General features: G+C 73.9%; 15 protein-coding genes and 1 pseudogene. 10 read left to right on the forward strand and 6 right to left on the reverse strand.

The features are described from left to right. Window positions 1–217: 217 nt before the first annotated feature. From ACZ6NC_RS02580 to ACZ6NC_RS02600, 5 genes are all read right to left on the reverse strand, one after another. Window positions 218–895, reverse strand: coding sequence for a response regulator (locus ACZ6NC_RS02580; RefSeq protein ID WP_465728153.1), 678 nt, complete (start codon window positions 893–895; stop codon window positions 218–220). Beyond that, complete coding sequence (locus ACZ6NC_RS02585) at window positions 892–2,556, reverse strand: sensor histidine kinase (protein WP_465728155.1); 1,665 nt, start codon at window positions 2,554–2,556, stop codon at window positions 892–894. The genes ACZ6NC_RS02580 and ACZ6NC_RS02585 overlap by 4 nt, the downstream gene beginning before the upstream one ends. Window positions 2,557–2,863: 307 nt before the next feature. Further along, window positions 2,864–4,036, reverse strand: a complete 1,173-nt coding sequence (locus tag ACZ6NC_RS02590) for an FAD-dependent oxidoreductase (RefSeq protein ID WP_465728157.1) — start codon at window positions 4,034–4,036, stop codon at window positions 2,864–2,866. Between the two features lie 186 nt (window positions 4,037–4,222). Beyond that, window positions 4,223–4,663 (reverse strand): SRPBCC family protein, encoded by a 441-nt coding sequence (locus ACZ6NC_RS02595; RefSeq protein ID WP_465728159.1) that lies wholly within the window; start codon window positions 4,661–4,663, stop codon window positions 4,223–4,225. Continuing rightward, complete coding sequence (locus ACZ6NC_RS02600; RefSeq protein WP_465728161.1) at window positions 4,660–5,001, reverse strand: ArsR/SmtB family transcription factor; 342 nt, start codon at window positions 4,999–5,001, stop codon at window positions 4,660–4,662. The genes ACZ6NC_RS02595 and ACZ6NC_RS02600 overlap by 4 nt, the downstream gene beginning before the upstream one ends. Window positions 5,002–5,113: 112 nt before the next feature. Here ACZ6NC_RS02600 and ACZ6NC_RS02605 point away from each other — a divergent pair, with 112 nt between their 5' ends. After that, on the forward strand, window positions 5,114–5,662 hold the full coding sequence (locus ACZ6NC_RS02605; protein WP_465728163.1) for a TIGR03086 family metal-binding protein: 549 nt from the start codon (window positions 5,114–5,116) through the stop codon (window positions 5,660–5,662). A gap of 179 nt (window positions 5,663–5,841) precedes the next feature. On the opposite strand, the gene ACZ6NC_RS02610 is transcribed toward ACZ6NC_RS02605, so the two are convergent. Further along, window positions 5,842–7,467: an alpha/beta hydrolase gene (locus ACZ6NC_RS02610; protein ID WP_465728165.1), complete on the reverse strand. Its 1,626-nt coding sequence runs from the start codon at window positions 7,465–7,467 to the stop codon at window positions 5,842–5,844. A 708-nt stretch (window positions 7,468–8,175) separates the two neighbouring features. Between ACZ6NC_RS02610 and ACZ6NC_RS02615 the strand changes: the two genes are divergently transcribed. From ACZ6NC_RS02615 to ACZ6NC_RS02655, 9 genes and pseudogenes are all read left to right on the forward strand, one after another. Next, window positions 8,176–9,816 (forward strand): amino acid adenylation domain-containing protein, encoded by a 1,641-nt coding sequence (locus ACZ6NC_RS02615; RefSeq protein WP_465728167.1) that lies wholly within the window; start codon window positions 8,176–8,178, stop codon window positions 9,814–9,816. A gap of 133 nt (window positions 9,817–9,949) precedes the next feature. Beyond that, window positions 9,950–10,192: a phosphopantetheine-binding protein gene (locus tag ACZ6NC_RS02620; protein ID WP_465728169.1), complete on the forward strand. Its 243-nt coding sequence runs from the start codon at window positions 9,950–9,952 to the stop codon at window positions 10,190–10,192. Further along, window positions 10,144–11,613, forward strand: a pseudogene (locus ACZ6NC_RS02625) (flavin monoamine oxidase family protein); the annotation flags it as partial. The gene ACZ6NC_RS02620 and the pseudogene ACZ6NC_RS02625, both read left to right, overlap by 49 nt. A gap of 217 nt (window positions 11,614–11,830) precedes the next feature. After that, window positions 11,831–13,552, forward strand: coding sequence for a class I adenylate-forming enzyme family protein (locus ACZ6NC_RS02630; protein WP_465728171.1), 1,722 nt, complete (start codon window positions 11,831–11,833; stop codon window positions 13,550–13,552). Between the two features lie 8 nt (window positions 13,553–13,560). Beyond that, window positions 13,561–15,090, forward strand: coding sequence for a KamA family radical SAM protein (locus tag ACZ6NC_RS02635; protein WP_465728173.1), 1,530 nt, complete (start codon window positions 13,561–13,563; stop codon window positions 15,088–15,090). Beyond that, window positions 15,087–16,118 carry an ATP-grasp domain-containing protein gene (locus ACZ6NC_RS02640; RefSeq protein WP_465728175.1) on the forward strand — a complete coding sequence of 344 codons (1,032 nt, stop codon included), beginning with the start codon at window positions 15,087–15,089 and terminating at the stop codon, window positions 16,116–16,118. The genes ACZ6NC_RS02635 and ACZ6NC_RS02640 overlap by 4 nt, the downstream gene beginning before the upstream one ends. Next, window positions 16,115–17,356 carry an AMP-binding protein gene (locus ACZ6NC_RS02645; protein ID WP_465728177.1) on the forward strand — a complete coding sequence of 414 codons (1,242 nt, stop codon included), beginning with the start codon at window positions 16,115–16,117 and terminating at the stop codon, window positions 17,354–17,356. The genes ACZ6NC_RS02640 and ACZ6NC_RS02645 overlap by 4 nt, the downstream gene beginning before the upstream one ends. Then, entirely contained in the window at window positions 17,353–18,645 is a 1,293-nt protein-coding gene (locus tag ACZ6NC_RS02650; protein ID WP_465728179.1) for an MFS transporter, read from the forward strand. The genes ACZ6NC_RS02645 and ACZ6NC_RS02650 overlap by 4 nt, the downstream gene beginning before the upstream one ends. Then, on the forward strand, window positions 18,642–19,505 hold the full coding sequence (locus ACZ6NC_RS02655; protein ID WP_465728180.1) for an SDR family NAD(P)-dependent oxidoreductase: 864 nt from the start codon (window positions 18,642–18,644) through the stop codon (window positions 19,503–19,505). The genes ACZ6NC_RS02650 and ACZ6NC_RS02655 overlap by 4 nt, the downstream gene beginning before the upstream one ends. Window positions 19,506–19,515 lie beyond the last annotated feature (10 nt).

The following is a 19,515-nucleotide window of genomic DNA, read 5'->3' on the forward strand; positions in this document are numbered from 1 at the left end:
TCCGCGAGCCGGGGGATGAGTCCATCCTCGCGGCCCTGAACTGCGAAAACGTCGTTCTGAAGGCGGGAGCCGACCTCTGCCGAAGGGGCGACGGCAACAGGCTCGTCTCTGCCGAAGGGCAGAGACCAGGCCGTCGGGACTCTGCCCCGGGACGGAGACGGCGAGAGCCTCGCCGGCGCACCGGGCCGGTCGCAGGCCGGCCCGGTGAGCGGTGCTGTCAGGTGGCCAGGCCGGTCCGGTGGGCCAGCAGCGCGGCCTGGACGCGGCTCGCCGAACCGGTCTTGTCCAGGATCGCGCCCACATGGGTCTTCACCGTGCCCGTCCCGATGCCGAGCCGCGCGGCGATGTCCTGGTTCGACAGCCCCTCGCCGAGCATCGCCAGGACCTCCCGCTCGCGGCCGGTGAGCCGGGCGATCCGCTCGTCCGCGAGCGCGCCGCCTGCCTGCGGCCCGTCACCGGCGCGCAGCATCCGGGAGATCACCGCCCCGGTCACACCCGGGGAGAGCACGGCGTCTCCGGCGGCGGCGGCCCGTACCGCGCTGATCAGCTCCTGCGGGCCCTCGTCCTTCAGCAGGAACCCGGCGGCGCCCTCCCGCAGCGCCCGGACGACGTTGTCGTCGTCGCCGAAGGTCGTCAGCATCACCACGCGCGGCGCGGGATCGAGGGCGAGCAGCGGGGCGATCGCGGCCAGCCCGTCGCACACCGGCATCCGGATGTCCAGCAACACCACGTCGGGGCGGTGTGTGGCGGCCATCTCGACGGCCTGCCGTCCGTCCGGGGCCTCGGCGACGACCTCGATGCCGTCGGCGTGCCGGAGGATCAGACGCACTCCGTGCCGGATCATCGTCTCGTCGTCGGCGAGCAGGACACGGATCGGGCGGGTGGCTTCGGTCACGGAGACTCCCAGGGTGCGGCGTCCCGGACCGACGGGACGGTGAAACGGTCGATGGCGATGAGACGCTGTTCGGCGTCGAAGCAGTAGCGGGCGATGGTCAGGCCGCCGGGGCGGGACTCGGTGGCGCCGTTGAACGGGTAGATGCAGCCCACCGTGCCGGCGGGGCGCGGGGGTTCGTGGCCGGTGGCCGCGGCCCGGACCGCCAGGTTGTCCAGGACACCCAGCCCCGCCACGTCCGCGTAGGTCATGCCGGCCCGGGGCAGCGGGCGTGGCCCGGCGTCCGCCCGCGGCGCGGTGGCGTAGACGAAGGCCGTTCCGAGGGCCATCAGCACGCTCACCGCCACCAGCCCGAGGGCGAGCGCCAGTACCTGCCCGGTCCGCCGTTCGGGAGGGGCGTCTCCCTCCTCGCCCGCCTCGTCGCCGGTCCTGTCGGCCGCGTCGGGCACCTCGCCCGTTCCCGCCGGTTCGGTGCCGGGCCGGTTGGTGCCGGGCCGTTCGGTGCCGGGCCGTTCGGTGCCGGGCCGTTTTGGGCCGGGGGCATCGGCGGGCTCGGCCGGCACCGCCGCTTCCACCAGGAAGACGCCGGAGGGCAGCGCAGCGGCGTCGAACGTCCCGCCCAGCAGCTCGACCCGCTCCCGGAGGCCGGTGAGACCGCGGCCGGTGCCCGCGACCGCGGCGGGGGCCGTGACGGTGGGCGGGGCGCCGTTGCGGACGGTGACCCGCACCGTCTCGTCGTCGTGCACCACCGTCACGGTGACGTGCGCCGCGCTCGCGTACCGGTGCACGTTGGTCAACGACTCCCGCACCACCCGGTGCACCGCCCGGCGCACCCGTGCCGGGCGGGTGTCGAGGTCCGGCCCCGTCCAGGCGAGCCGCACGGCGATCCCCCCGTCCCGGGACTCCGCCACCAGCGTCTCGATGTCGGCGCGGGTACCGGTGGCGTCGGTGAGCGCCTCCGTCCCGGTGTCCCGGCCCAGCGGCCCGAGCACCCCGAGCGCCTGCCGAAGCTCGTGCATCGCGACCCGGGTGGTCCGCCGCACCAGGACGGCCTCCTCGCGCAGCTCCGGGTCGGCCTGCGCCAGGGCAAGCTCCAGCCCGCCGGCGTGTAACGAGATGAGGCTGAGCCGGTGCCCCACCAGATCGTGCATCTCGGCGGCGATACGGGACCGCTCATGGAGGCGGGCCTCGCTGTCGGCGAACCGGCGGGCCCGCTCCGCCGCGTCCGCACGCTCACGCAGCGCCCGCACCAGACGCCGCTGCTGCCCGTACGACGTGCCGACCAGACCGGGGACGATCACGGCGGTCGGCGTGAGGATGAGGCCGAGCGCCAGCCCGTACGGCACCGATCCCGGACCGAGCCAGGGAGCGGACACCGTCGCACACACCACGAGCAGAGCGGCCGCCGCGGCCGGCAGCCGGGCACGCCTGCGGGCCCCGGTCGTCCGCCGCGCCACCGTGTACGCGGTCGCCGCTGTGACCGGCCCGACGCAGGAGGCCAGGCCCGTCAGCCCGGCGAGGACCAGGAGCACGGCCACGGGGAAGCGCCGCCGCAGCGGGAAGAGCGCCGCACCGGCGGCCAGCACCGGCAGCTGCAGATACGGGTGACGCAGCAGCCCGAGGCCCGCGACCGCCCCCCACACGCCCAGGCCCGCGAGCACCACCCCGGCCGTCTCCGCCGCCGCGCGTGCGGCCGCGCTCGGAAACCCTCCGGGCGGACGAGTGCGGACAGAGCGACGGAAGGGACGATGACGAGCCACGCTGACCAGTATCGATACCGGAAGTCGCGATGGTGTGCGCCTCACGGCGGATCCGGCCTCTACCGAAAGACAGAGACGCGACGGCGACGGCACGGCTGCGCCATGTCCGTGAGCGGCCTGCCCCCTCGGGAGCCGACCGGACTCGGGGCCGCACCCCGCCTGGGCACGGCCCGGGGGCGTCCACGCAGGCGGGTGCGCCGCCTCGTCGGCCTCAGGGCAGCGGGGTGTCCCAGGTGAGGAGGTGCAGGAGTTCCTCGTCGGGGCGGGAGGCCGGGCGCTCGGAGGCCTGCGGCGGGGCCGTGGCGGAGGGCCGGCCGGAGGTGGGGCCGGTGGTGAGGCGGGCGCTGGTGGCCATGTTCTGTTCGGTCCGGGGCCGGCGGTGATGCTCGTAGCGGGCCAGGGCGGCGGCGGGGGAGGGCGCGTCGCGCAGGGCCTTGGCGAGGACGACGGCATCCTCCAGGGCCATCGAGGCGCCCTGGCCGGTGGCCGGGGAGGCGGCGTGGGCGGCGTCGCCGATCAGGACGGCGCGGTCGGTGCGCCAGCGGGTGCCCGGGCCCAGGTGGAGGGCGTTGGTGACCATCAGCCGGTCGCCCGTCGTGGCGACGATTCGCGCGGTGGGCGTGTCGTCCGGGTGCAGCAGCCGGCCCAGCTGCTCCCGCCAATGGGCGGGAGTGGTGCCGGCGGCCTCCTCGGCGGTCACGGGCGGGCCGGGCACGCGGGCGAACCAGAAGGTCTCGCCGGAGGGGGAGACCAGGTAGCCGAAGGCGGTGGCGCTGCCGCGGACCATGGTGATCCGCTCGGTCGGGCCGGGGGGTGGCGGGGTGGCGGTGCTGTATCCGTAGAAGACGCGCTGGCCGGCGTAGCCGGGGCCGGGAGCGGTGGGGTCGAGCCAGGCACGGACGGCGGAGCGCAGCCCGTCGGCGCCGACCAGGAGGTCGCCGGTGGCGGTGGTGCCGTCGGCGAAGTGGGCCGTGATGTCGTCGGCGGTCTCCGTGACGGCGGTGAGCCGGGCACCGTGCCGGATCGTGATGCCGCGTCGGCGGACCTCGGACCGGAGGGCCGTGCCGAGTTCCGCGCGGCGCAGGCAGCGGTAGCGGGTGAGCGGGTTGTCGGGCTCGCCGAGCGGGGCGGTGGCCAGCTCGGCGCCGTGCTGGTCGATCACGTGCATGACGGTGACGGGGAAGCCGAGCGCGGCGACGTGTCCGGCCGCGTCGAACTGGGCGAGCGCGCGCATGCCGTTGGTGGCCAGGGTCAGGAAGGCGCCGATGTCCTCCCCGGTGTCGGGGTGCGCCTCGTGGACGGTGACGTCGAAGCCCGCCTTGTGGAGCGCCAGGGCGGCTGCCGCCCCGGCGATGCCGCCGCCGATGACCAGGATCCGGGTCAACTCGCGTCCCCCTCGGACGTGTTGTCCCCGCCACCGGCCGGGACGGCTCGGGGCGGGTCGAACTCCTCGCTCGGGTCGAACTTCTCGGGTCGAACTCCTCGCTCGGGTCGGAATTCTAGGCGTGTCCGACCATTCGTGTCGCAGTCCGGCCGGTATCGTCGCGCGCTTTCGGTCCGGAACAGGGACCTACGGCTCCTGCCACTTGTCCGGCCCCGGGTCTCCGCCCTCGGCGCGCGCGACCAGGCGGTCCAGGTAGTGGGTCCAGCCCTCGAAGTGCGGGGCGCAGGCCTCGGGGGGCAGGTTGCGGTGGACCAGGGTGAGCAGGGTGCCCTCGCCGTCGGGGGCGAGGGTCACCTCGACCGTGCTGGCCCCGGGCGGCACCCCCATGGCACCGCCCACCAGGCCCCAGGTGAAGACCACCCGGTGGTACGGGTCCACGGCCAGGAACTCGCCGGCGACGCGGTGGTCGGCGTTGATGCTGGTCCGGTACGCCCCGCCCGGGGTGAAGGAGAATTCGCCGTCCTTGCCCATCCAGGAGAGCCACTTCTCCCGGTCGGTGAAGAACGAGAACACCGTCTCCGGGCGGGCGGCGATCCGTCGCTCCAGCACCACCTGATCGGTCGTCATCCGCCGGTCCCCTTCGACTCCTCGGCCCGTTCGGCCGCTTCCGCTGCTTCCGCTGCTTCCGCCAGTTCGGCGAGCGCGTCCAGCTTGTCGGCCCACATCGACTGCAGGTAGGCCGCCAGTGGTCCCATCGCCTCCCGGTCGGCCCGGTAGTACCGCTTGCGACCCTCCTGGCGCAACGTGACCAGGCCCGCCTCACGCAGCACCTTCAGGTGCTGGGAGACCGCGCCGAAGGTCACCTCGAACCGCTCGGCGATGTCGCCCGCGCACAGCTCGTCCTCCCAGACCAGCCGCAGGATCTCGCGCCGTCGGGGTTCGGCTATCGCTTGGACCGCTTCCATGGCTGTCATTTTAGTCACGGCTTCAGCTTGCGCTCCGCTCGTTGTCATTTTAGTCTCGACTTAACCAATGGGCCCGAGACTCGACGAGCCCCAGAGCACCGAGGACCCCGCCATGCAGACCGCAATGACCGAGTTCGCCACCCTGTTCGCCCGCACCGCCGAGGCCGTCCCGGCCGACCGGCTGGCGGCCGCCACCCCGTGCGAGCGGTACACCGTCGCCGAGCTGCTCGCCCACCTCGGCGGCGTGTTCCCCGATGCCGAGCGCGCGGCCGCCAAGCTCCCCCGCAGCGGCGAGCCCACCCCCGTCACCGAGCCCGCCGCGGTGGCGGCCAGCGCCGAGCGCGCGGCCGCGGCCTGGCTGCGGCCGGACGCGATGACCGGCGAGACCGACTTCGGCTCCGGCACCCTCCCCGCGAGCGTCGCCGCCGCCATCACCCTGGAGGAGCTCGCCCTGCACGGCTGGGACCTGGCCCGCGCGGCCGGCCTGCCGTTCCCGGTCGGCGAGGAGGCCGCCACCGTGCTGCTCGGCGTGGTCGAGCAGATCGCGGACCAGGCCCGCGCCAACGGCGACTACGGCCCGGCCGTCACCGCCCCGGTCGACGCCTCCGCCTTCGACCGCGCGCTCGCCCTCAGCGGCCGCAGCCCGAGCTGGATCGGCTGACCCATCAACTGCCCCATAACGGAAGGTCGGTGGGCAGCCCGCCCGGGGCCGACCCACCGACCTTTACTCACCTCCCAGCCACCGCCGCCGTGCGCCGTTCGCTCGCGCGCGCTGGCCCGGACGGCCCCGCGCGGCCGCCGACGGCGCTCCGCCGGCGGGCGCGCGGGGTGTGCCGTCGGTCAGCGGAGGACGCCGTGGACGGCCTCGGGGTCGGTGGGCGCGAGGGGAGTGGGGGCGGTGGCGGTCCTGCCGGTGAGGGCCGGGGGCGGGGTCACGTAGACGGGGTCGGGCTCGGGCTCGGGGGCGCAGGTCTTGGCGATGCGGCCGCCGCCCTTGGGGAGGCTGCCGTCGCGGAGGTAGGCGGTGAAGGTGTCGTCCAGGCAGGCGTTGCCGTGGAAGAGGATCTCGTGGAAGCTGCCGCCGGTCTGGACGACCAACTTCGAGCCGGGCAGCGCGTCGTGCATGGCGAGCCCGCCCTCGTACGGGGTGGCGGCGTCCTCGGTGGCCTGGAAGAGCAGGACGGGCGGCAGGCCCTTGCCGGTGATCTTCGTCCGGCCCGCCGGGTTGCCCTGGTAGGGCCAGAACATGCAGGCGGCGTTGTACCACATGTTGTTGTACGTGTAGAAGGGCGCGACCGCGTCGACCTTGGCCTGGTCCTTCTTCCAGAACTCCCAGTCGCGCGGCCAGGCGTTCTCGGTGCACTGTGCCGCGTTGTAGGCCGGGAAGGCCCCGTCGTCGCCGCCGGGCGCCGCGTAGCGGTTGTAGGCGATGTTCAGCGGCCGGGTGTCGTGCTGGGTGAGGTAGGCCGAGAGGACGGTGGCCATCCGCGGCCAGCGCAGGAAGTTGTAGCCGCCGCCGTAGAAGGTGTCCTCGAACTCGGCCGGGCCGATCTTCCCGGCGGCCGGGGCGGCGTCCACCGGGTCGGTCCGCAGGGCGGCCTCGACCTGGTCGTACGCCTTCTTGACCGCGGCGGCGTCGGTGCCCAGGTGGTAGGTGGAGTCGGCCTTGGCCGTCCAGGCCGCGAAGGCGTCGAAGCGACGCTGGTGTTCCTTGTCCTGCAGGATGTTGTGGTCGTACCAGCTGATGGTCGGGCCGACGATGCTGTCCAGCACCATCCGCCGCACGTGCGAGGGGAAGAGCTGGCCGTACGTGGAGCCCAGCGACGTGCCCCAGGATCCGCCGTAGAAGTTGATCTGCCGGACGCCGAGGGCCCGCCGGATGCTGTCCATGTCGCGCGCGTTGTCGACGGTGGTCATGTGCGGCAGCAGCCAGGACCAGTCGGCCGCGCAGTCGGCGGCGTACCCGGCCGCCTTCGCCAGCCAGGCCTTCGACGTGCCCTGGCTCGGCTGGTAGTCGGGGCGTTCCCCGTCGAAGTAGTGGGCGTCGCAGACGACATGGGGATCGCTGCCGTTGGTGCCGCGCGGGTCGAAGCCGATCCAGTCGTAGGTCGAGGCGACGTCCTGCGGGATCTGCCCGGAGATGTAGGCGGGCATCCAGAGTCCGGAGTCCCCGGGGCCGCCGGGGTTGAGCAGGATCGGGCCCTGCTGCTTCTCCTTCGGCGCGGTGGCGGGGAGGCGGTTCACCTTGATCTTGATCTTGCGGCCGTGCGGGTCGGCGTAGTCCACCGGTACGTCGAGCATCGCGCACTGCAGCGCGGGCGTGGCGGCGTCGTCGCAGGAGCTCCAGACGAGCTTCCCCTGGCCGACGTCCTCGGGGGCGGGTGTGTCGGATGCGGCACTGGCGGACGCTCCGCCGAAAGCGACGACGGCTGCGGCCGCCGAGAGCAGGGCTACGGCTTTTCTCATGAGGAGCATAATGTGATATGTGCAATGGCACATCCAGAAGGCTGGCTGGACGTTACCAAGCTGTGACCGCAGTGGAGTTGGGGCGGCCGGTGCCGGCGGGCGGCGAGGGGTGTGCCGGTGCCGGGGGTGTGGCGGGGGGTGTGCCGGTGCCGGGTGTGCGGCGGGGGGTGGGCCGGGGCGCATCATCCGCGTTGGGGCCCGCCGCGCCGTAGGTGGCCGGTCGGCGGGGCGGCGCGGAAATCGGTTCAATCCGTCGGTCGCTCTTCTCGGGTATCCGTCGGTGCCCGGCCCGACTGCCGGATTCAGTGCGGGGGTTCGCCGAATTCCCGCCCGGTGGGCGTCGGCGGTCTGCTCCTCCGGTCGCGATCGGCGGGAACTCCGGCGCCGTTCCGGTGCGCAGTATCTCCGGGGTGGCGTGGCAGCGGTGGGCGCCGTTCGCATTCCGGGAAATGCCGGGCCACACCGATTGCATGCGCACGACGAAGGGATTGGCCCCCGAGGGGCAATACTCCTCGTGGTCGGTCGATTGCTCGGCGAAGTCGCTGGAGTCACGGCAGTCCGCCCTGACGGACCCCGCCTCGTTCACATGTCAACCACACATCCTTGAAGTTCCATCCTCAACATCCATTGTGGCTACGCATGTTCGAAGGTAGAGTCCCGGCTCGCCGAGCACCGACAAGGGCTCGTACGGCATTCTTTGGGGCGGGCATGACAAATAACCGCAACATCAACGGAGCCACTTCCGACCTGATTGACGCGTTCACGGAAACCGTGAGCCGATTTTCTGCCCGGCCGGCGGTAGTCCACCGCGGACACGCCCTGAGCTATCGCCAACTCGACATGTTGGCCCGTATGTTGGCCGAGCGGCTCGGTGCCGCTCCGGGCGTGGTCGCCGTGCCGGCGGTCTACACGCCGGAGACGGTGGTCGGGCTGCTCGGTGTGCTGGCGGCCGGCGGCGTGTACTGCCCGGTCGATCCGGCCTACCCGGCGCAGCGCCGGCAGGCGATGCTGACGGCGGTGGGGTGCGGCACCGGCCTGGCCGCCGCCGCCGGCCCGGACGACCGGTCCGGCCCGGACGGGCCGCTCCTGGACGAGCTGGGTCGGGATGAGCTGGGTCGGGACGGGCTGAACCTGGTCGGCCTGCCGCGATTAGCCGGTCCCGACACCGCGGAGCCAGTGGCGGAGCAGCGGGCGGGCGAGCCGCACCGGGCCGATCCGGAGCAGCCGGCCTATCTCCTGTTCACGTCGGGTTCGACCGGGCAGCCGAAACCCGTCGTGACGCCCCGCCGGGCGATCTCCGTGACCGTGGCGTCCCTACGCGAGCTGTTCGAGCTGACGCCGGACGACCGGGTGCTGCAGTTCGCCTCGCTGAACTGGGACACCTGCTTCGAGGAGATCCTCCCGACCCTTACCGCGGGCGCCGCCCTCGTCCTCGACGCCGAGGCGCACTCCGGCTCGTTCCCCCGGTTCCTGCGCATGGTCGAGCGGGAGCGGATCACCGTCCTGGACCTGCCGACCGCGTTCTGGAACGAGCTGGTGCTCCACCTCACCGAGGAGCGGCGGACGCTCCCCGGCTCCGTCCGGCTGGTGGTGATCGGCGGCGAGGCGGCCGCCCCGGCCCGGCTCGCCGACTGGGCCGCCCTGGACACCGGCCGGATCCGGCTGCTCAACACCTACGGGTCCACCGAGACCACGCTGATCACCCATGCCGTCGACCTGCACGGGCCGCGGGCTTCCGAGCGGGCGCGGCCGTGGGCGGCCGGTGACCGGGTGCCGATCGGCCGGGCGCTGCCGCACGTGCTGGAACGGATCGGCGAGCAGGACGAGTTGCTCATCGGCGGGCCCGCGGTGGCGCTCGGCTACCACGGGCTGCCGGAGGCCACCGAGGCGCGGTTCGCCGTCGCCGACGGGGTCCGCTGGTTCCGCACCGGTGACCGGGTGAGCCGCGCGCCGGACGGCGTGCTGACCCACCGGGGGAGACTGGACGGCGAGTTGAAGGTCCGCGGCATCCGGGTCGACCCGGCCGAGGTGGAGGCGGAGATCGCCGGCCACCCGGGCGTCACCGCCGTCGCCGTGACCGGGGCGACGGTGGCCGGCCGGACGGCGCTGGTCGCGTATGTGGTGCCGCGTCCAGGCTGCACCGCCGGCACGCTCGACGCCGACGTCCGCGCCTACCTGCGTGGCCGGGTGCCCGGCCATCTCGTGCCCAGCCGGATCACCGTCGTCCCCGAACTGGTGCTCACCGCGAGCGGCAAGGTCGACCGCGCCGGCTCGCACCGCCGCCACTCGACGCACGGTCCGGGCGCCGGGCAGACCCCCGCAACCGCCCAGGTCCGGTCGCAGCAGTAGGAACGCCCCGGGACGGCCGCGGGGTCCCGGGCCGGCCACGGGCGAAACACGCCCCCGCACAGCCCGACCGGGCTTCTCACCAGGCCACCACCAGGTGCCCCACAGGCGCACCCATAGGTCAAGGAGAGCACTGATGACCAGCGTTGACACCACGTCCGCCGACGCGGAGGGCGTGGCGGTGATCTTCCGCCGCGTCCTGGAGAGCGCCGACGTCACGGCGGACTCGGACTTCTTCCTCCTCGGCGGCGACTCCCTCATCGCCACCCGGGTGCTGAGCGCCGTTGCCCGTACGTACGGGGTCGAGCTGTCCTTCGAGGACTTCGTGCTCGCGCCGACCCCGGCCGGTCTCGCCGAGCTGATCGCGACCGCCGGATGAGCGGCCGGAGACGCGCCAGCGTCGCCTCCGCCGTCGTCGTCGGTGCCGGGCCGGCCGGGCTGACCGCCGCGGCCGGACTCGCGGCCCGCGGGGTCGACGTCACCGTGCTGGAGGCGCGGGACCGGGTCGGCGGCCGGACACACGGGATCGAGGTTTCCCCCGGAGCCTGGGTGGACGCCGGGGCCGCCTACCTCGGCGACCGGCACACCGAACTCCTCGCCCTCCTCAAGGAACTGGACCTCGGCACCACACCGACCACGATGCTCGGCGCCAGCCGCTTCGCACTCGGCGGCACCGGGAGCGGCCACAACGGCGGCGAAAACGGCGCCGGCGCGGACGGCGGCGGGCACGCCACCCGGGACGGCCGCTTCCCGCCGCTCAACGCCGTGGCGCTCGGCGACCTCTTCGACCGGCTCGCCGAACTCACCGCCGCCGTACGGCCGGACGCGCCGTGGCTCACCCCGGACGCCGAGCGGCTGGACACCCTGACGGCCTTCGACTGGGCCGAGCAGGAGCTGTCCCACCCGGACGCCCGGCTGTTCTTCCCGCTCTTCCTGGGCGAGATGATGGCCGCCGACCCGGCCGACGTCTCCGTCCTGCACATGGCGTTCTACCTCCGCTCGGGCGGCGGTCTGCGGTATCTCAACGCCTTCGAGGGCGGCGCCCAGCAGGACCGGGTGGCCGGTGGCGCGCACCTGCTCTGCGAACGGCTGGCCGCCCGGCTGGCCGCCTCGCCCCGCGGGCGGCTGCGGCTCGGCGAGCCGGCCCTGGCGGTCCGCCAGGACGACGACGGGGTCGCCGTCCGCACGGCGCGGGCCGAGTACCGGGCGGATGTCGCGGTGGTCGCGCTGCCGCCGCTGCTCGCCGACGCGCTCGAACAGCACCCCGCGCCGGCCGCGCCCCGCTCGGGCGCACGGACCGGACGCGGCTGTGCGGTGAAAGTCCACCTGGTCTACCCGACGCCGCTCTGGCGCGAGCACGGGCTCTCCGGCTGGTCGGTCAACGCCGAGGGCCCGCTGCTCTCGACGGTCGACGACTCGCCGGCCGGCGCACCGGCCGGCGTACTGACCGGCGTACTGACCGGCTTCGTCACCGGCGTCGAGGCGCACCGGTTCGCCGCCCTGGACCGGGCGGGGCAACGCGCCGCGGCGGTCGCGCAGGCCGCCCGGCTCTTCCCGATGCTCCCGGAGCCGATCGGCTTCCACGTCACCGACTGGGTCAACGAGCCGTACAGCAAAGGCTGTTACGCGGCTCTCCTCGGCCCCGGCGACTGGCTGCGGCTCGGGCCGACGCTGACCGCCCCGCACGGCCGGGTGCACTGGGCCGGTACCGAGACCAGCACCGAGTACTTCGGGCTGTTGGAGGGTGCGGTCCGCTCCGGGCACCGCGTGGTCGCGGAGATCCTCGACCGCCCGGCCTGAGAGCACCTCTCGGCCTGAGCGTCGCCCGGCCTGGTCACCGCCACACGTGACCGCTCAGCGCCGCACCACCGTACGTCCCCGGCAAGGCAGCGGAGAAAGCGGCTCGGCAACACCGCCGCACGCACGGACCTCCGCCGAGCACCAGAGCTCCCACACCACCCAGCCCGCCCGTCCGTTCCACAAGAACCGGCCGCGGGCCACCCCCCAGGAGACCGCCATGAGCGACCAGAGTTCCCACCAGAGTCCCGTCGCACCCCTCGCCGCCCGCGAGCGGCTGATGACCGAGCCAGACCTCGGCGCCGGCAACTTCCTCGACCACGCCATCGCGGTGAACCCCCATCGCGCCCTCCCGTTCGCCTACAGCCACCACACCGACCACCGCGGCGCCGTCGTACTGCGCGGCCACAGCCTGCTCGACCTCGCCGCCCTGCGCGACCGGTACGCCGCCTGGTACCACGCCAACGGCGTGCGCCCCGGCGAGCCGGTGGCCGTGGTGATCGGAGAGGGGCTGGAGCCGCTGCTGCACTTCCTCGCGCTGACCGCGCTGGGCGCCGTCCCGGCCCTGGTCAACGACGCGATGCGGCACGACGTGATGGTGCGCTACCTCAACCACGTGGGCGTGGTCGGCGTGGTCGCGGACGACACCACCCGGCTGGCCGCCGCCTACCGTCAGGACCCGCAGTGCCGGCCCCGCTTCCTCGCGCTCGCCGCCGAGGTGCAGGCCTTCGACGCGGACGCCGCCGGCGGGCTCCCCGCGGTGTACCCGTACCGGCACGCGGCGGACGACGTGGTGGCGCTGATCCACTCCTCCGGCACCACCGGCACGCCCAAGTCGACGATGCTGGCGCATCGGCAGTTCTGGGACGGCAAGCAGCCGCGCATGGTGCGGTTCCCGGCCGAGCCGTACGACCGGCTGATGTCGCTGATGCCGCACACCCACGCGGGCGGCCTGAGCTACTTCCTCACCGCGACGCTGCTCGGCCTGCCGACGGTGGTCATGGCCGACTGGCGGCGCTCGGTCGTCGAGCCGGTGATGGAGGCGTTCCGGCCGACGATGGTGGCGTCGTTCCCGCGCACCTTCGTCGAACTCGCCACGGGGGAGCTGCCGGTGAAGGGCGCGGCCAAGGTGCACTCCTGGTTCAACACCGGTGACAGCGCGCACTACGGGCACATCCGCCGGCTGGTCCGGCTCGGCGAGCGCCCGGCCGGGCTGATCCGGCCGTGGCTGCTGCCGAGCGAGAAGGCCGAGCAACCGGCCCTCCCCGGCTCGCAGTTCGTCGACGGGCTGGGCTCCTCCGAGATGGGCATGGCGCTGTTCGGCCAGGTGACCACGCCGGAGAGCGTGCGCGACGACCGCTGTGTCGGCAAGCCGCTGGAGGTGGTCCGCCGGGCCGCCGTGCTGGACCAGGACGGCGAGGAGGTCCCGGACGGCGCGGTCGGGCTGCTCGCGGTGGACACGCCGTCCCGCACGCCGGGCTACTGGAACAACGCCCGCCTCACCGGCAGCTTCGAGCTGGCCGGCTACTGGCTGACCGGGGACGTCGCCCGGCGCGACGCCGAGGGCCGGTTCTACCACCTCGACCGCACGGTGGACGTCATCGACACCGCGGCCGGGCCGGTCTACAGCCTGCCGATCGAGGAGGTGCTGCTCGCCGACTGCGCCGAGCTGGTACGGGACTGCTCCGTGATCGGTGTACCGGGCCCGGCCGGCGAGGGCCAACGGCCCGTCGCGGTCGTCCAGTTGCAGGCGCAGGCCGAGGGTACGGGCGCCGAGGGCGTCCTGGAGGCCGCCAACAAGGCGCTGGCCGGGGCCGGGCTGGCCGCGCTCGCCGCCGTCCGGATCGCCCGCACCGCGGAGGAGTTCCCGCTCGGGCCCACCGGCAAGGTGCTCAAGCGCGAGCTGCGCACCCGCTTCTCCACCCTCTTCACCGGCCAGTAGCCGCCCGGATGGACCGCCCCGAACCCCCGGTGCGCACCCCGCCGCAGCAGCCGTACCAGTACGTCCGGACCACGCCGGCCGAGCCGGACTGGCGCCGGCTGCCGGGCTGGCGCGACGTGACCGAGGCCCAGTGGCGCGACGCCCAGTGGCAGCGGGCGCACTGCGTCAAGAACGCCCGGCAGCTGCGGGCCGTCGCCGGCGAGCTGCTCACCGACGCCTTCTACGAGCAACTCGCCGCCGACCAGGCCGAGTTCGCGACCATGCCGATACTGCTGCCGCCGCAGATGCTGAACACCATGGCGGCGCACGCCCCGACCGAGCCGCACGGCTTCACGGAGGCCTTCCTGGCCGACCCGGTCCGCCGCTACATGCTGCCGGTGCACGCTGACCGGCACCCGCGGTGGTCCAGCCACCCGAAGGCCGAACGCGACTCGCTGCACGAGGCGCAGATGTGGGTGGTGGAGGGCCTGACCCGCCGCTACCCCACCAAGGTGCTGGCCGAGCTGGTCTCCACCTGCCCGCAGTACTGCGGCCACTGCACCCGGATGGACCTGGTCGGCACCTCCACGCCCCAGGTCACCAAGGCCAAGCTGGTGCTCCGGCCGGCCCACCGTCAGGAGCAGATGCTCGACTACCTCAAGCGCACCCCGGCCGTGCGCGACGTGGTGGTCTCCGGCGGCGACCTCGCCAATGTGCCCTGGCCGCAACTGGAGTCGTTCCTGCTGCGGCTGCTGGAGCTGGAGTCGGTCCGGGACATCCGGCTGGCCAGCAAGGCGGTCGTCGGCCTGCCGCAGCACTGGCTGCAGCCGCAGGTCCTCGACGGCGTCCACCGGGTGGCCGGGCTGGCCGCCCGGCGCGCCGTCAACCTCGCCGTGCACACCCACGCCAACCACGTCCGGTCGGTGACCCCGCTGGTCGCCGAGGCGGCCCGGGCGCTGCTGGATGCCGGCGTGCGGGACGTCCGCAACCAGGGCGTGCTGATGCGCGGCGTCAACGCCACCCCCGAGGACCTGCTCGACCTCTGCTTCGCCCTCCAGGGGGAGGCGAACATCCTGCCCTACTACTTCTACCTCTGCGACATGATCCCCAACGCCGAACACTGGCGCACCAGCGTGCACGAGGCGCAGCGGCTCCAGGAGGCGATCATGGGCTACCTGCCCGGCTACGCCACGCCGCGGCTGGTCTGCGACGTGCCGAACCTCGGCAAGCGCTGGGTGCACCAGACGGTCGGGTACGACCGCGAGCGCGGCATCTCGTACTGGACCAAGAACTACCGCACCGAGCCGGAGGTCCGCGAGCCCACCGGCGAGGACCCGTTCGAGCGCCGCCACCCGTACTACGACCCGGTGGACACCCTCCCGGAGGCCGGCCGCCGCTGGTGGGCCGACCAGGCCGACCAGGCCGACCAGGCCGACCGGGCCGCGCCCCGCGGCCCCACTGGCCCCACTGGCCCCACTGGCCCCACCGGACCCGCTGCCCTCACCGTGCCCGCCGCACACCCGACGACCCCACGGACCACCCCGGAAGGAGCACGGTGAACCCCACCGGCCTCGCGAACGACCCCGGCCCGCTGCGCCGGATGTGCTGGATCTTCCCCGACCGCGAGTCCACCCGGATGACGGCGACCTGGCACCACTTCTTCTGGGACCTCTACGCCGAGACCGCCGAGGAGCTGGGCCTCACCTGGTGCCGGCACGCGCCGGACGCGGTCACCGTGGACGCCACCGACCCGGCCCGGCCGCTGGTCTACGTGGACGAGGAGCCGGTGACCCCGCAGGACACCCTCTTCGTCACCGCGCTCTACTCGCTGCCGTACCAGTCGATGGACATCTTCAACCAGTACGCGCTCTACGCCGTGCTCGAACAGGCCGGGTTCTACCTGCCGTTCCCGCCGCAGGTGTCGCTGATCGGCAACGACAAGCTCGCCACCGTGCTGCACCTCGCCGACTCCCCGGTGCCGCCGATCCCGTCGGTCCGGATCGGCACCGGCCGGGACATCAGCAAGCACCAGTACGAGGTCGCCCTCGGCAACCTCACCTACCCGGCCATCGTCAAACCGGCCGGCTGGTGCGGCGGCGGGGGGATCAACCTGGCCCGCGGTCCGGAGGACATCCGGGGCCTGGCCAGCCTCGCCCAGGGCGGCGACACCACGCTCGTCGCCCAGCCCTACCTCGGCGACGGCACCGTCGACTACCGGGTCTACGTGGTCGACGGCGAGCCGTACGCGGTGATGAAGCGGATCCCGGAGCCCGGCTCGCCGGTGGCCAACGCCAGCCGGGGCGGCACGATGGAGTTCCCGCCCGTGCCCCCCGAACTGGCCGAGGCCACCGCCTACTTCGCCGAGAAGCTGGCGATCCCGTTCTTCTGCGTCGACTTCCTGTACGACGGCGAGCGGTACTGGTTCTCGGAGCTGGAGCCGGACGGGGTGATCGCCCCGGACTGGTCCGACCCGGACCGGACCCTCCAGCGGGCCATCACCCGCGCCCGGTTCACCGCCTACCGGGACGCCCACGCCAAGTGGCTCGCCAACCGCACCCCCACCACCCCACGGACGGACCCCCGATGACCGACACGTTCTCCCTGCCACCCGGGGCCGCCGAGCCGCACCTGCCCGTCGCCGCCAGGGCACTGGAGCGGCTGCGGACCGTACCCGAGCTGGCCCCGCGCTACGCCGGCCGGCCGGGCACCATCGGCACCCTCGACGAGCTGGCCGCCCTCCCGCCGCTGGGCAAGGACGACCTGAACGTCGCCCTGGCCCACCTGGAGCCGCGCGCCGGGACGGGCGCCACCTGGCTGTTCCAGAGCGGCGGCTCCACCGGTGCCCCCAAGGTCGGCTACGCGCCCACCGGCTTCTACATGGCCGGGGTGCACGCGCACTGGCAGCCGCTCGACCGCGACGACACCTTCGTCAACGCCTGGGGCGCCGGCCGGATGTGGGGCGCGCACTTCCTCGCCGCCGCGCTGGCCGACCTGGCCGGCTGCCGGGTGATCGCGCTCGGTTCGGTCACCCGGGAGGAGTACGGGGACTGGCTGGGCTTCCTCGCCGACCGGCAGGTCACCGCGATCGGCGGGACGCCCAGCGTGCTGCGGCTCTGGTTCGCACACGCCCGCGAGGCCGGGCTCAAGCTCCCGGCCCTGCGCAAGGTGCTCTGGCTCGGCGAGGCCTGGCAGCCGCAGCTGGCGGAGGACCTCGCGGCCGTCGCGCCGCAGGCCCGCCGCTGGGGCATGTTCGGCTCCACCGAGACGTGGGTGGTCGCCACCAACACCCCGGACTGCCCGGCCGACACCTTCCACCCGCTGCCCGAGCAGCTGGTGCACGTGGGCCGGGACGGCCTGCTGGACTTCACCACCCTCAACCCCGAGATGCTCAACCCGGTGCTGCGCTACCGCACCGGCGACGCGGGCGAGCTGACGGCCTGCCCGTGCGGGAGGCCGGGCCGGGCGATGCGGGTGCTGGGCCGGCGGGACAGCGTGGTCCAGGTGCGCGGCCTCGGCCTGCACGTGGACGAGCTGGTCGCCCGGTCGGAGCGTGAGCCGGGCGTCTCCCGGGCGCAGGTCGTGATCACCGAGAACGGCGGCCGGGCCACCGGCGTCGACGTCCTGCTGCTCACCGGCCGGGGCGCCGCCCCGGACGCCGACCGGCTGCGCGCGGAGCTGTTCTCGGCGACCTTCACACTGAGCACCGCCTTCCAGCACGACCCGGAGAACTTCCGGGTCCGCGCGGTCGACGAGCTGGTCAGCAACGACCGCACCGGCAAGACGGCCGGCTTCGTGGTCCGCACGGCCGACGAGGAGGCCTCGTGAAGGCCCGGCGCCCGGCCGACCTGGGGCGCGGCTTCAACCTGTTCTGGGCCGGCCAGACGGTCAGCGTGGTCGGCGACCGGATCACCGTCTTCGTCGTCCCCACTCTGATGATCTTCGTCCTGCACGCCTCCGCGCTCCAGGTCGGCGTGGTGGCGATGGCCCAGTACCTGGGCATCCCGCTGCTCGGGCCGGTGGCCGGCGTGCTGGTCGACCGCTGGAACAAGCGTTGGACGATGCTCGTCTGCGACCTGGTCCGGCTGGTCGCCGTCGCGGTGATCCCGCTGGCCTACTGGCTGGACTTCCTCTCCACCCCGCTGCTGTTCGGCTGCGTCGCGGTGATCAGCGGCGCGACCATCTTCTTCAACGTCGGCTATCTGATCGCCGTCCCGGCCGTGGTGAAGGAGGACCAGATGGTCCGCGCCTACTCCCGGCTGGAGGGCAGCGGCTCGGTCTCCGAGGTGGCCGGCCCCTCGATCGCGGCGGGCCTGTACAGCGCGCTCGGCGTGGCCGCGCTGCTGGTGGACGCGGCCAGCTACCTCGTCTCCGCCGCCTGCTTCCGGTCCATGAAGCCGTGGGGCGAGCGCACCGTGGTCGAGGGCACGGTCTGGGAGCGGCTGACCGCCGGCTTCCGGATGAACTGGGCCGACCCGGTGCTGCGCCGGGTGGTGCTGGCGGCCGTCACCCTCAACTCCGGCGGACCGGTCTTCGTCACCGTCCTGCCGGTCCTCGCCTACCGCGGCCTGGACGTCTCGGTCGGCGTCCTCGGCGCGGCCATGTCGGTGGGCGCGGTGGGCGCACTGGCCGGCGCCGTGGTCGCCCCGCGGATCAGCGAACGGTTCGGCCTGGGACGCACCCTGGCCTGGTCGCTGCTGCTGCACTGCCTGGTCGGGCTCGGCGTGCTGGCCGCGCCCGCGCTGCCGGCCGGGCCGGTGATCGCCGTGACCATGGGCTGCTACGGCTTCTTCATGTCCTGCATCAACGTGTGCAGCGCGCCCACCCGGCAGTCCCGGATGTCCGCCGAGCACCAGGGCGTGATGCACGCGGCGTTCCGCACCGTCACCTGGGGCGTGATCCCGCTGGCCGCGCTGGCCGGTGGTCTCGCCGTCTCGCTGCTCACCGAACCCCTGGGCATCCGGGACGCGGCGCGCTGGACCATGGCCGGCGGCACCCTGCTGGCGGCCTGCTCCTTCCTGCCCGCGCTCGGCATCCAGGCCCGGCTCGACGCCGCCGCCCGCGAGCGGAAGGAACCCTCCGACGCGGAGCCCGAGTTGACGGAGACGGCGCGATGAGCGGGCGCGTCGTCCTGATCACCGGCACCTCCTCCGGGATCGGCCTGGCCACCGCCGTCGCGGCCGCGCGGGCCGGGTTCACCACGGTGGCCACGCTGCGCGAACCGGCCCGTGCCCAGGCGCTCACCGAGGCGGCCGAGCGGGCCGGCGTGACCCTGGACGTCCGCCGGCTCGACGTCACCGACGCCGACTCCGTGACCGCCTGCGTGGACGGCGTGGCCGAGACGTACGGACGGCTGGACGCGGTGGTCAACAACGCCGGCGTCTCCAACTGCGACCCGACGCTGGAGATGTCCACGATGGCGGCGCTCCGGGCCAACCTGGAGGTGAACTTCTTCGGCGTCATCGCGGTCAGCCGCGCCGCGCTGCCGCTGCTGCGCGCCTCGGCCGGCCGGCTGGTGACCGTCGGCAGTGTGCACGGCGTGGTCGGCCAGCCCTTCAACGAGGCCTACTGCGCGGCCAAGTTCGCCGTCGAGGGGTTCATGGAGAGCCTCGCCCCGGTGGCCGGGGCGCACGGCGTGCGGGTCTGCGTCGTCGTCCCCGGCTTCGTGCCGGACACCGAATTCGGCGTCTTCCCCGACATCGACCGCACGACCATCGAGGCCGCCTCCGGCCCCTACGCGCCCACCTTCGCCGACTACCTGGCCTGGGTCGGCGGCCAGGGGTGGGAGGCGGCCGGGCAGCCGGCCCGGGAGGTCGCCGAGGTGGTCGTCCGGACCCTGCGTGCCGAACGGCCCGCCTTCCGGGTGCCCACCAACGCCTGGGCCGCCGCCTACCTGGAGCAGAAGCTCGCCGACCCGGACGGCGCCGCCGTCCAGACCCTCGCCCGAACCTGGATCGGCCGCCCCGAGTCCAGCTGAAGCCCCAGGC

The organism is Kitasatospora sp. NPDC041988 (assembly GCF_055588525.1).

Excerpts from the sequence above, each read along its gene's own strand:
- ACZ6NC_RS02635 (WP_465728173.1), top strand. The coding sequence starts at position 13,561 with ATGGACCGCCCCGAACCCCCGGTGCGCACCCCGCCGCAGCAGCCGTAC.
- ACZ6NC_RS02595 (WP_465728159.1), bottom strand. The coding sequence starts at position 4,663 with ATGACGACCGATCAGGTGGTGCTGGAGCGACGGATCGCCGCCCGCCCG.
- ACZ6NC_RS02645 (WP_465728177.1), top strand. The coding sequence starts at position 16,115 with ATGACCGACACGTTCTCCCTGCCACCCGGGGCCGCCGAGCCGCACCTG.
- ACZ6NC_RS02610 (WP_465728165.1), bottom strand. The coding sequence starts at position 7,467 with ATGAGAAAAGCCGTAGCCCTGCTCTCGGCGGCCGCAGCCGTCGTCGCT.
- ACZ6NC_RS02600 (WP_465728161.1), bottom strand. The coding sequence starts at position 5,001 with ATGGAAGCGGTCCAAGCGATAGCCGAACCCCGACGGCGCGAGATCCTG.
- ACZ6NC_RS02655 (WP_465728180.1), top strand. The coding sequence starts at position 18,642 with ATGAGCGGGCGCGTCGTCCTGATCACCGGCACCTCCTCCGGGATCGGC.
- ACZ6NC_RS02630 (WP_465728171.1), top strand. The coding sequence starts at position 11,831 with ATGAGCGACCAGAGTTCCCACCAGAGTCCCGTCGCACCCCTCGCCGCC.
- ACZ6NC_RS02605 (WP_465728163.1), top strand. The coding sequence starts at position 5,114 with ATGCAGACCGCAATGACCGAGTTCGCCACCCTGTTCGCCCGCACCGCC.
- ACZ6NC_RS02615 (WP_465728167.1), top strand. The coding sequence starts at position 8,176 with ATGACAAATAACCGCAACATCAACGGAGCCACTTCCGACCTGATTGAC.
- ACZ6NC_RS02620 (WP_465728169.1), top strand. The coding sequence starts at position 9,950 with ATGACCAGCGTTGACACCACGTCCGCCGACGCGGAGGGCGTGGCGGTG.